The organism is Caballeronia arationis (assembly GCF_001544975.2).
Taxonomy (GTDB): Bacteria; Pseudomonadota; Gammaproteobacteria; order Burkholderiales; family Burkholderiaceae; genus Caballeronia; species Caballeronia arationis.
The window spans coordinates 43,103-55,392 of sequence record NZ_FCOG02000027.1 but is presented as its reverse complement, the minus strand read 5'-3'; the positions used below and the strand labels follow the sequence as shown (position 1 = coordinate 55,392).

Genomic DNA, 12,290 nt, shown 5'->3' with positions numbered 1-12,290 from the left:
GAACGAAAACGGAGACATCGATCATGAACGACCAACCCGCCCGCCCCTTCTCGCGACGCGACTTCCTCGGCACTGTCGGCGCGCTGTCCGTCGCCGGCCTCGGTTCGACTTTGGGCGCGAGCAGAAACGCGCATGCGACAACGGCTGCGGTCGGCGACATTGTTTCGATGCCGGCATATCGGCTCTCGGCGGCGATCCACTTGAAGGAGGTGTCGTGCCGCGAAGTGATGACCGCCTATCTCGACCATATCGACCGGGTGAATCCGAAGGTCAATGCGATCGTCGCGCGTCGCGAGCGGTCGGCGCTGCTTGCCGAGGCCGCCGAGAAGGACGCGCAACTCGCGAGCGGCCAAAGCTCGGGCTGGATGCACGGCATGCCGCAGGCGCCCAAGGATCTCGCGGCGACCAAGGGCATCGTGACGACCTTTGGCTCGCCGATCTTCCGCAACCACATCCCGCAGGCCGACGCGTTCATGGTCGAGCGCATGCGGCGCGCGGGCGCGATCTTCATCGGCAAGACCAATACGCCCGAGTTCGGACTCGGCTCGCAGACGTACAACACAGTCTACGGACCGACGCGCAATCCATACGATCCGTCGAAGACCTGCGGCGGCAGCAGCGGCGGCGCCGCGACGAGCCTCGCGCTGCGCATGCTGCCGGTCGCCGACGGCAGCGACTTCGCGGGTTCACTGCGCAACCCGGCCGCGTTCTGCAACGTGTACGGATTCCGGCCGTCGGAGGGACGCGTGCCCTACGGTCCGACCGGCGAAGTGTTTGTTCAGCAGCTCGGCTACGAAGGCGCGATGGGTCGCACGGTGAAGGACATCGCGATGCTGCTCTCAGTGCAGTCCGGCTACGATGCCCGCGCGCCGCTCTCGCTGAAGGAAGACCCGCAGACGTTCATCGCGCCATTGGAGGCGGATCACAAGGGCCGCCGCATCGCGTGGCTCGGCGACTGGAACGGCTATCTCGCGATGGAGCCCGGCATCCTCGACCTGTGCGGCTCCGGTCTCGCGACATTGCGCTCGATCGGCTGCGAGGTCGACGAGACGCGCGTGCCCTTCTCGCCCGAGCGCCTGTGGCGCACGTTCCTCGTGCACCGGCATTTCCTGGCGGGCGGCGGACTCGCGGCCTTCGAAGCCGATCCGGCGAAGCGCGCGCTGCTCAAGCCCGAGGCCCGCTGGGAAGTCGAAGGGATGCGCAAGCTTTCCGCCGCGGACATCTACTCGGCAAGCGCCGACCGCTCGGCGTGGTACCAGACCGTGCTCGCGGTGTTCGAGCGCTACGACGCCATCGCGGTGCCGACGGCACAGGTGTTCCCGTTTGACGTCGACACGCACTGGCCGACGCACATAGCCGGCCGTCCGATGGACACTTACCACCGCTGGATGGAAGTCGCGCTGCCGTGGACGCTGTCGGGCTGTCCGGTGGTCAACGTGCCGGTCGGATTCAACCAGGCGGGACTGCCGATGGGCATGCAACTGATCGGGCGACCGACGGGCGACCTCGACGTGCTGAGGCTCGCGCACGCGTACGAAGCGGCTCGCGATCCGGCCGGCACGCGATTGCCGCGGCTCATCGCAGCCACGTGACGCGCCGCGCGCTCAGCCGAACTTCCGCGCGACGATCTTCGCCGCCGATGCGAGCACGTCGCTGCGTGCCTTCGCATCCTGCTCGCGTTGCGTGAAATAGATCACGACGACGATCGGCGGCTTCGACGGCGGCCACAGCACCGCGACATCGTTCGACGTGCCGTAGTCGCCCGTGCCGGTCTTGTCGGCGACCTGCCAGTCGCGCGGCACGCCTGCCCGGATGCGCGCGTCCCCTGTCGTGTTGCCGCGCATCCACGCTTGCAACTGGTCGCGCTCGCGTGCGCCGAGCGCATTGCCGAGCGCGAGCCGCTGGAGCGAACGAGCCATCGCGGCGGGTGTCGTCGTATCGCGCAGGTCGCCGGGAATCGCCGTGTTGAGTTCGGTCTCCATGCGGTCGAGCCGGAACTCGTCGTCGCCGATCGAGCGCGCGAATGCCGTCACCGCCGGCGGCCCGCCCAGCAGCCGGATCAGCAGGTTGGCGGCCGAGTTGTCGCTGTACTGAATGGCGGCGGCGCAGAGTTCGGCAACCGTCATGCCATCGGCGACGTGCTTCTCTGACACGGGCGAATAGTTGACGAGATCGCTTTGCGTGTAGCGGATGCGCTGGTCGAGCAGGCCGTCTTCGTGCGCGCTGCGAGTGAGGATCGCGGACGCGAGCAGCACCTTGAACGTGCTGCAAAACGGGAAGCGCTCGTCCGCACGATAGTTGACGATCGCGCCGTCGCCGGTATTGAGCGCAGCCACGCCGAGGCGCCCGTTCGATGCTGCTTCGAGCGCCTTCAGTTGCGATGCGGCGGACTGGTCCGCCGGCCACGAGGTGCAGGCACTTGCGAACGGAACGGATGCGGCGGCGGCGAGCAATGCGCGGCGAGCGGGAGAATGCGTCATCTGGCATGGACCTCGATGGTAGGCGGAGGACGCAATTCTACGGGCTTATCCGTGTGCGATTCCATGGCCGGGATCGTCGCCTAATCTGTGGGAACGACGGCCGCGAGCGCATCGACATCGCCCGCGACGATGAGCGGCAGATGGCGCGATACGGCCTCGATGGGCCAGTTCCACCACGCGATCGCTTCGAGCTTCGCCACGGCATCCGGCGCGAAACGGGCACGGATCGGCCGCGCGGGATTTCCCCCGACGATCGTATAAGGCGGCACGTCCGCCGTCACGACCGAACGCGCCGAGACGATCGCTCCATCGCCGATCGTCACGCCGGGCATCACGAGCGCTTCGTAGCCGATCCATACGTCGTTGCCGATTATGGTGTCGCCTTTGTAAGGCAGGTCGGACATTGCCGGCATCACCTTCTCCCAGCCGTTGCCGAAAATCTGGAACGGGTAAGTGGAGATACCGGACATCCGGTGATTCGCGCCGTTCATGACGAACCTCACGCCTTTCGCGAGCGCGCAGAACCGGCCGATCACGAGTTTGTCGCCGATGAACGGAAAGTGATAGAGCACGTTGCGCTCGAAGTTCTCCGAGTCCTCCGGATCGTCGTAGTACGTGTACTCGCCGATGACGATGTTGGGGTTGCTCACCGTGTTCCTGATGAAGCACACTTGAGGGAAGCCTTCCATCGGGTGCTGTTCGTTCGGGCTCGGGCCGTTCATAGGGAATCCTCCTGATCGACGGCAATGTTGACACGACCATTCGCGTGCTTCTACAAAAAGAGCATGTGGAACGTGATGGCCGTGACCGATCTTTTCCCTAATGACATTGAGGTGCAAGCATGTGGACGCATCAGGAGAGCATCGAAATTGCCGCAGTACCCGAGCGCATCTGGGCGCTATTCAGCGACGTCGAAGGCTGGCCGAGGTGGAGGCGGTATCGAACGCATCGAGATCCACGGACCTTTCGTGACCGGCACGACGTTTTCCATGAAAGTGCCAGACGCAGACGAGTTCACGAGCCCGCTTCTGGAGGTTCACGAGAACGCCGCTTTTGTCGATGAAACCATCCTGGACGGCACGCGCGTAGTGGTGCTGCATGAGATTTCCCCGCTGTCTGGTAGCAAGAGCCGCGTGACCTACAGCGCCGAGATCACCGGTCCCAACGAGCGTGAGTTCGGCCCGATGGTCACCGGTGATTTCGCAGACGTCTTGAAGGCGCTGAAATCGCTCGCGGAATCAACTTGAGCAGCAAAAAACCATGACGAAACACGTGATCGTGCTCGGCGCGGGGATCGTCGGCGTGAGTGCCGCCTTGCATCTGAGGCAGCGCGGCTGCGACGTCGTGCTCGTCGACAGGCGCGCTCCCGGTGAGGAAACCAGCTTCGGCAACGCGGGACTGATCGAGGCTTCGTCAGTCGTGCCGTATGCGTTTCCGCGCGACTGGCGTACCGCGCTGCGCTTCGCGTGCAACGGCTCGACGGCGCTGCGCTACGACCTGCGCTCGCTGCCCGCCTACGCGCCGTGGCTTGCGCGCTACTGGCGGGAATCGGCGCCGGAGCGGCTCGCAGCCGCCGCGCGCGACATGCTGCCGCTCGTCTCGCGATGCGTCGCGGAGCATGAAGCGCTGATCGATCGCGCAGGCCTGCACGATCTCGTACGCCCGACTGGCTGGCTCGAGGCGTATCGTTCGCGGGAATCGTTCGGGCGCCAGGCGGACGAAGCGGAGCGGCTTGCGCGCACGCACGGTCTCGAAGTCGATATTCTCGACAGCGCGGCGTTACAGAACACCGAAGCATCGCTGACAGGAGCTTATGCTGGCGCGGTCCACTGGCATGATCCGCGTAGCGTGTCGGACCCGGGCGCGCTGACAAAGGGTTATGCGCAGCTCTTCGAACGCGAGGGTGGAAGCATCGTGCGAGGCGACGCCACGACGCTCGAAGCCCGCGGCAACGGCTGGCGCGTGCAGACCGACGATGGCCCGATCGAGGCCGGGACGGTCATCGTGGCGCTCGGCGTGTGGTCGAACGATGTGCTGCGGCCGCTCGGATATCGCGTGCCGCTGATGGCGAAGCGCGGATATCACATGCATTACGAAGGTGCGTCGGGAGTCGCGCTGAATCGTCCCGTCGTCGATATCGAAAACGGCTTCGTCGTCGCGCCGATGAGGCGCGGGCTGCGGCTCACGACAGGTGTCGAACTCGCGCGCCGAGAAACGCCGCCGAACTACGGGCAACTGGATCGCGCCGAGCGGCTCGCCCGGCCGGTGTTCGGGCTCGGGCGCAGGCTCGATGAGAAACCGTGGCTCGGCCTGCGTCCGTGCACGCCGGACATGCGTCCGGTTATCGGGGCCGCAGGACGGCACGCGGGGTTATGGTTCGACTTCGGACATGCGCATCACGGCCTGACGCTCGGACCGGTGACGGGGCGTCTGATCGCGGAACTGATCGTCGGAGAGACGCCCGTTGTCGATCCAACGCCGTACCGCCCAGCGAGATTCGGTTGAACGCCGAACTCACTCCCCCCGCGAAATCTGCTCCGCGCTCGGCAGATCGGCGACCGTCCACCCTCCGCCCAGCGCCTTGACGAGCGCGACGCTCGCGGCCATGCGCCTGCGTTCGATATTCACCGCCGCGCGCTGGTCCGAGAGCACGATCGCCTGCGTGACGACCACGCTAAGGTACGTGATCGCCCCGTTCTCGTAACGGTTTCCCACCTTGTTCAACGCCCGTTGCGCCGCATCGACGGCCTCGCGCTGCGCCGCCAGTTCGCGCCTCAGGACCTGCAGCGCGTTGAGGTTGTCCTCCACCTGCCCGAACGCGGTGAGCACCGTCAGCCGGTAATCGGCGACGCTCTCGTCGTACGCCGCGCGCGCCGAGTCGCGGGCCGCCGCGCGGCCGCCGAAGTCGAGCACCGTGAACGCGAGTTGCGGCCCGAGCGACCAGAAACGGCTCGGCGCCATCAGCCAGGAGCTGAAGTTGGTCGCTTCCAGTCCGCCCGTCGCCGCGAGCAGGAGGTTCGGAAAGAACGCCGCCGTCGCTACGCCGACGCGCGCATTCGCCTCCGCCACCCGCCGTTCGGCGGCCGCGATATCGGGTCGCCGTTCGAGCAGCGCCGATGGAATGCCGAGCGGCAGCGCATCGAGCGCCGCCGCGGGGTTCGGCACGTTACCCGCGTTGAGCGGCGCGACGTCGAGCGTGAAAGTCGACGGCGGCTCGCCGACCAGAATCGCGATTGCATTCACGAGGCGGCTCTTCGTCGTGTCCAGGTCGATGAGTTGCGCCTGTGTAGCCTTCAGTTGCTCCTCGGCCTGCGCGACATCGGATTCCGCCGCGACGCCGCCGGCGAAACGGTCCTTCGTGAGCGTGAGTGCCTTCTGATAAGCCTGCAGCGTCTCCGTGAGCAGCCGCTCCTCCTCGACCGTGCCGCGTAATTCAAAGTAGTTGGCCGCGAGTTCGGCCTGCATCGAGAGGATCGCGCTGTGCAGATCGGCGGAGCTCGCCTCGGCCTCGGCACGCCCGCCCTCGACCGCGCGCGAAATGCGGCCCCACAGGTCGGGCTCCCACGAGATCTGCGCATTGATCATGTAGTCGGGCAGCGTGACGCCCGCACTCGACTTGTACAGCACGTTCTCCGATGCCCGCGACTGGTTGAAGGCGGCGTTCGCGGTCACGGTCGGGAAGTATGCGGCGCGCGATTGCGCAACTGCCGCGCGCGCGCCGCGAAAGCGTGCGGATGCCGCCGCGACCGTCTGGTTCGCCGACACGACCCGCTCTTCGAGCGCGTTCAGTTGCGGATCGCCGTAGATTTCCCACCACGGCGCGCGTGCCTTCGCGTCGGCAGGCTGCGCGGGCTTCCAGTCCTTCGACGAAGCCGCCTGCACGCCCGCATCGACCGACTTGTAGTTCGCCGGCACGCTCACGCCGGGACGCACGTAATCGGGACCGACCGTGCAGCCCGCGAGCGCAAGCGTCAATGCAAAAGCGAAGGCCGACGAGCGATTCATGACGCCTTGTCCTCCTTCTTGTCGTCGGTCTTTTTCTGCGCGTCGCTCACACGCACGGCGGTGCCGTCGATGATCGAATCCGGCGGATTGATGATCACGCGCTCGTCGCCCGTCAGGCCCGAGACGATCGACACACGCGTCCCGTAGTCGGTGCCGAGCACCACCGGCAGGAGCTTGACGCGGCTGTTCGCATCGACGGTGGCCGCGCGCACGCCTTCGGGCCGAAAAAGCAGCGCATTGCCCGGCAGCATCAGCCCCGGCTCCGCGCTCGTCAGCTTGAAGCGCACCTGCGCATACGCGCCCGCGAGCAGTTCGCCCGCGGGATTCTTCACCTGCACTTCGACGCGCATCGTCCGTGCGACCGGATCGACGGCGCCCGCCGTGCGCACCGTGACGCCCTCGAACCGGCGCTCATGCTGCTCGGTCAGCAGCAGTTCGGCGGGCAGCCCGACATGCACGAGCCGCGCATACGCCTGCGGGACATCGACGAACACGCGCAGCGTCGTCGGGTCCTGGACGTGGAAGAGTTCGCGCCCCGCCGTGCCGCTGCCCGCATCGATCAACTGGCCGACGTCCGTATTGCGCGCGGTGACGACGCCGTCGAACGGCGCGTAGATTTTTTGGAACGACACCAGTTGCGACAGCCGCGACACGTTCGCCTGCGAAGCGTTGAGCGCGGCCTGCTTCGCGAGCATGTCGCCGTTCTTCTCGTCGGTCTCCTGGCGCGACACCGAATTGTTCTTCGCCATCTGTTCCCAGCGCTCGGCCGTCGTCTTCGCGAGCAGATAGTTCGCGCGTGCGGTCTGCTCGTCGGCACGGGCCTGGCGAAGCTGGTCGTTGATCTCGGGCGCATCGATCTCCGCGAGGAGTTGGCCCTTCTTCACATGCTCGCCGATGTCCACGGTCCAGCGCCGCAGATAACCGTTAGTGCGCGCGAAGATCGGCGCGTCGGAGAACGCGCGGATGTCGCCTGCAAGAATGAGGTCCTGGGTCGCCTTCATGCGCGTCGGGGTGATGACTTCGACGGTCTGCACGCTGTAGCGCTCGACATCGCGTTCGAGTTCCGCATGCGCCGAGCGGCGCGAGACGATGCCCTGCACGATCAGCGCGAGCACGACCAGCACCGCGAGCAGGAGCCAAAGCCTGCCGCGTCGCGAGTGAGCCGGTCGTTGCGATTGCTGCTCTTCCATTTATGCTCCGCTGGATTCTTCTTCAGTGCTGTTGCCGTGCGACCGCGCCCGCGTCCGGCTTGTTACGCGCGCGCGCCTCGATCCGCTTGTAGATCATCGAAAACACGACGGGCACGAAGAACAGCGTCGCGATGGTGCCGACCATCAGCCCGCCGATCACCGCACGCCCGAGTGGCGCGTTCTGCTCGCCGCCCTCGCCGAGGCCAATCGCCATCGGCACCATGCCGATCATCATCGCGAGCGCGGTCATCAGGACCGGGCGAAACCGCGTGTAGCCCGCTTCGAGCGCGGATGCCACCGCGTCGCCGTGCTCCTGCAAGGCAGAGCGTGCGAAGCTCACCACCAGGATGCTGTTGGCGGTCGCGATGCCGATACACATGATCGCGCCGGTGAGCGCCGGAATCGACAAGGTGGTGTGCGTGAGGAACAGCATCCAGACGATGCCCGCCAGCGCGCCCGGCAGCGCCGTGATGATGATGAACGGATCGAGCCACGACTGGAAGTTCACGACGATCAGCAGATACACCAGCACCACCGCGAGAATCAGGCCGAACGCGAGGCCGCTGAACGACGTATTCATCGTCTCGACCTGGCCGCGAATCCGGACCGACGAACCTTTGGGCAGCCCGCCGCGCGATTCGTCGATGAGGCGCTGCACGTCGTCCGACACCGCCCCGAGATCGCGGCGCTCGGTGGTCGCGTAGAGGTTGATGCTCGTCTGCGCGTTGTAGTGGTAGACGACCGCCTCGCGCGAGCCGCGCGACAAGGTAGCGAGCGAGCCGAGCAGATTGGTCCGGCCGGAGGCGGACGTCAGCGGAATGTTCGCGACCGACTGCAGCGAATCCATGTCGTACTGCGGCGACGAGGTGATCACGTTGTAGCTCACGCCGTTAGCCGGATTGAGCCAGAAAGTCGGCGTCGTCTGTTGGCTGCCGGAGAGCGTGATGAGCAGGTTGTTCGCCACGTCGCGCTGCGTGAAGCCCGCCTGCAGCGCCTTCGTGCGGTCCACTTCGACATTGATCGACGGCAGGTCGGACGGCTGCTGGATGCGCGCATCGACGAGGCCGGGCACGCGGCGCATCTTTTCCAGCAGACGATTCGCGAACGCGCGATTGCCCTTCACTTCGCGCCCGACGATCTCAACGTCGATCGGCGCGGGCACGCCGAAGTTGAGAATCTGGCTCGTGATATCGGCCGGGAGGAACGAGAAGCTCACGCCTGGAAACTCGGCCGGCAGGCGCTGCCGCAATTCGTGGATGTAGTCGGCGGTCGGCTTGTGGTCCTCGGTGAGGCTGATGAGGACGTCGGCGTCCGCGGAACTGATCGTGCCCGTGTTGCTGTACGACAGGTTGATGCCCGACACCGGCAGGCCGATGTTGTCGATGATCGAGTGCACTTCGTTCTTCGGGATCAGCTGGCGCACGCGCTGGTCGACGCGATCGGTGAGCGCCGCCGTCTCCTCGATGCGCGTGCCGGTGCGCGTGCGCAGATGCATCGCGATCACGCCGGCATCGACAGACGGAAAGAAGTCGCGGCCGAGAAACGGCGCGAGCCCGAGCGATAGCAGGCAGCACAGCAGGAAGATCAGCGCGAAACGGCCGGGGTGCGCCAGTTGCGCTTCGAGAAAGCCGCGATAGCGTGTGCGGACCGCTTCGAAGCGCCGCTCGAAACCCAGATGGATGCGCACGAACGGATTGCGCGAGCCCTTCATTCCCTCGACGTCGCCGCCCATGTGCTCGTGATTGCGCAGAAGGTACTTCGCGAGCGTCGGGATCAGCGTGCGCGAAAAGAAGTACGACGCGAGCATCGCGAACACGACCGCTTCGGCAAGCGGCACGAAGAGGTAATGCGCGACGCCCGTCAGCAGGAACATCGGGATGAACACGATGCAGATGGAGAGCGTCGAGACGAGTGTCGGGACCGCGATCTGCTGCGCGCCGTCGAGGATCGCCTGCTCCAGTTCCTTGCCCTGCTCCAGGTTCTGGCTGATGTTTTCGATGGCGACGGTCGCGTCGTCCACCAGAATGCCGACCGCGAGCGCGAGGCCGCCGAGCGTCATGATGTTGATCGTCTGGCCGATCGCGGAGAGCATCACGATCGAAGTCAGCATTGAGAGCGGGATCGAGATCGCGATGATGAGCGTGGCGCGCCAGCTGCCAAGAAAGAGCAGCACCATCAGCGCGGTCAGGCCCGCGGCGATCACCGCTTCGCGCAGCACGCCCGACACCGAGGCGCGCACGAAGAGCGACTGGTCCGCGACCGGATCGATCTTGAGCGACTCGGGCACGAGGCCGCGCAGGGTCGGCAGGAGCGCCTTCACGCGCGCAACGATGTCGAGCGTCGACGCATTGCCGCTCTTGTTGATCGTGAGGAGCGACGCGCGCGTGCCGTCGAGGCGCACGATGTTCGTCTGCGGCTGGAAGCCGTCGCGCACGTGGGCGACGTCCTTGATGTAGATGGTGCCGTTCGGGCCGGTGCGGATCGGGATGTCGTTCAGGCCTTCGATCGAGTTCGGGCTGGCGTTCAGGCCGACGGAATATTCGGTCGGGCCGATCTTGGTCGTGCCGGTCGGCAGGATCAGGTTTTGAGCGGTGATCGCGCTGACGACGTCGGTGGGCGCGAGGTTCTTCGCCTGCAGCTTGCTCGAATCGATGTCGACCATGATCTGGCGCTGCTTGCCGCCGTACGGAAGCGGCACGGACGCGCCCTGCACCGTCGCCAGTTGCGTCTTGAGGAAGCTGTTGCCGAAGTCGTAGAGCTGCTGCTCGGTGAGTTCCGGAGACGACAGCGCAAGCCGCAGGATCGGCACCGTCGACGCATTGAAGCGCAGGATGTTGGGCGGCGTAATGCCGGGCGGGAGCGAGCGCAGTTGCGTCTGCGAGAGCGCGGTGATTTCCGCGATCGCTTCATCGACGTTCGCATTCGGCTGGAAAAAGATGCGGATGACCGCGATGCCCGGCAGCGATTCCGATTCGATGTGCTCGATGTCGTTCACCGCCACCGAGAGACCGCGCTCATAGTTGAGCGTGATGCGGCGTTCCATTTCGGCAGGCTGCAGGCCGTTGTACGACCAGATGACGGAAACGACCGGGATGTCGATGTTGGGGAAGATGTCAGTCGGCGTGCGCAGGATCACGAGCGGACCGATGATCAGCAACAGCAGGGACAGAACGATAAACGTGTACGGGCGCCTCAGCGCGAGTCTTACGATCCACATCGATTTCGCTTGCCCGGTTGGTCCCTGTGAGCCGGTTATTGGAATGTGCGGCGCATCGCTACGATGACACAACTGAAGCTTACAAAACAATTTGCGCAAACGGTTGCGGAGGTTTGTGCAGAAAATAATCCACTGAAGAATGGGCGATCGAAGCGGCGCGGGCGCTCCGCACACGATCGCGGACGGGCGGACATTCAGGAATCGATAACGCTTGGCATCGATAATCCGCGACGAAACCGGACTCCCGGCGCCCGCCGCTAGTTCGCCGGAATAGTCACGATCGGCGCTTTCGAACTCTGCGTGACTTCGGCGAGGGCCATCAGGTTCTGCACGACCGTGAACGCGTACTTGGAATCGAAGTCGCGCCGATCGATCCAGTACTGCTGCTGCCCATAAAGAATATCCACGTACGCATCCGGCGGCGCCTTCTTCCCCACGTTCACGACGATCGTCGGCCGCGTTTCCCCGCCGATGAGGCCGATCGTCGGCTTGGTCGCGCCACTCCCGATCTGCTCGTCCGGCACGTTCACCTGCGCGCCCAGGTCGGTGAGAATGCCGAGCACCGAACGTGTGACCATCTGAATGTGATCGCCGCGCTGCGTCGATTGCCCGTAGACGATCTCGTAGGTCTTCGTCTTCGGCGAAAGCTTCAGCAGCTTGCGCACGCGCGTCAGATCGTCCGAGGTTTCCTTCGACGCGCCACTCGTCGTCGCGCCGAGCGTGATGAACACGCGACCGACATGGTCGTCGTCACGCGACTCGATGTTCAGTTCGCCCGCCAGTTGCAGGCGTCGCAACGCGCGCAGCAACTGGAAGAACTCGGGCGCGCCCGAACTGTTCGGGCCGCCGAGCGCTGTGCCGTTCTGCAATCCGCCGATCGACTGCGCGGTGATGCGCAGCAAGAGATCGATTGGCATGCCGCTCTCGGCGAGCGGCATGCCGAGCGTCGGCGAAAGCGGCCGGATGTAGGCGCTCGCGTAGGCTTCGCCGGTCGTCGGGGTGAAAGTGAAGGTCGGATGGTTCGAGTACGACACGGTGCCCGTCGCGAGGGCATAGTTCGGCTGCGCGCCGGAGCCGGCGTTGAGCGTCGTGCCGGCGGTCGCGTCGAATGTGTAGGCCGCGATGATCTGGCTCACCGTCAGGAATGCCGGAGAATCCGCGAATCGCAAACCGATGATCGCGGCAAGAATTTCACGCTTCTTTGCATCCCCGAGCGCACGCGCATAGTCGACCTGATCGGCTTTCAGCCGGTTCGGTCCGATCATCGAACATCCCGCGGAAAGGCACGCGAGACCTAGCACCGCTATCGAAATTGCTTTCCTTGTCATGGCCTTTTGAGAGCTGGATCGGTTTCGATCAGGCGACAGTACGCCGCCAACCCCGGGCCGTTGGCGCAAA

Annotated in this window: 9 protein-coding genes; 3 read left to right on the top strand and 6 right to left on the bottom strand. The window is 65.3% G+C overall.

Annotated features, from left to right (window positions below; translation table 11 throughout):
- Positions 1-23: 23 nt before the first annotated feature.
- Positions 24-1,592 (top strand): amidase, encoded by a 1,569-nt coding sequence (locus tag AWB81_RS18175; RefSeq protein ID WP_087135055.1) that lies wholly within the window; start codon positions 24-26, stop codon positions 1,590-1,592.
- 12 nt (positions 1,593-1,604) lie between these two features.
- Here AWB81_RS18175 and bla read toward each other — a convergent pair whose 3' ends face one another.
- Both bla and AWB81_RS18165 read right to left on the bottom strand, forming a co-directional pair.
- Entirely contained in the window at positions 1,605-2,480 is an 876-nt protein-coding gene (gene bla, locus AWB81_RS18170) for a class A beta-lactamase (protein WP_062637827.1), read from the bottom strand.
- Between the two features lie 80 nt (positions 2,481-2,560).
- Positions 2,561-3,202: a Vat family streptogramin A O-acetyltransferase gene (locus AWB81_RS18165; RefSeq protein WP_062637825.1), complete on the bottom strand. Its 642-nt coding sequence runs from the start codon at positions 3,200-3,202 to the stop codon at positions 2,561-2,563.
- Between the two features lie 63 nt (positions 3,203-3,265).
- Here AWB81_RS18165 and AWB81_RS18160 point away from each other — a divergent pair, with 63 nt between their 5' ends.
- Positions 3,266-3,727: an SRPBCC family protein gene (locus AWB81_RS18160; RefSeq protein WP_235025826.1), complete on the top strand. Its 462-nt coding sequence runs from the start codon at positions 3,266-3,268 to the stop codon at positions 3,725-3,727.
- A 13-nt stretch (positions 3,728-3,740) separates the two neighbouring features.
- Positions 3,741-4,985: an NAD(P)/FAD-dependent oxidoreductase gene (locus tag AWB81_RS18155; RefSeq protein ID WP_062637822.1), complete on the top strand. Its 1,245-nt coding sequence runs from the start codon at positions 3,741-3,743 to the stop codon at positions 4,983-4,985.
- Between the two features lie 9 nt (positions 4,986-4,994).
- Here AWB81_RS18155 and AWB81_RS18150 read toward each other — a convergent pair whose 3' ends face one another.
- The 4 genes from AWB81_RS18150 to AWB81_RS18135 form a co-directional block, all read right to left on the bottom strand.
- Entirely contained in the window at positions 4,995-6,485 is a 1,491-nt protein-coding gene (locus AWB81_RS18150) for an efflux transporter outer membrane subunit (RefSeq protein WP_062637820.1), read from the bottom strand.
- Positions 6,482-7,675: an efflux RND transporter periplasmic adaptor subunit gene (locus tag AWB81_RS18145; RefSeq protein ID WP_062637818.1), complete on the bottom strand. Its 1,194-nt coding sequence runs from the start codon at positions 7,673-7,675 to the stop codon at positions 6,482-6,484. The genes AWB81_RS18150 and AWB81_RS18145 overlap by 4 nt, the downstream gene beginning before the upstream one ends.
- Positions 7,676-7,697: 22 nt before the next feature.
- On the bottom strand, positions 7,698-10,892 hold the full coding sequence (locus AWB81_RS18140; RefSeq protein ID WP_062637816.1) for an efflux RND transporter permease subunit: 3,195 nt from the start codon (positions 10,890-10,892) through the stop codon (positions 7,698-7,700).
- Between the two features lie 257 nt (positions 10,893-11,149).
- Positions 11,150-12,220 carry a hypothetical protein gene (locus AWB81_RS18135; RefSeq protein WP_062637814.1) on the bottom strand — a complete coding sequence of 357 codons (1,071 nt, stop codon included), beginning with the start codon at positions 12,218-12,220 and terminating at the stop codon, positions 11,150-11,152.
- Positions 12,221-12,290: the final 70 nt, after the last annotated feature.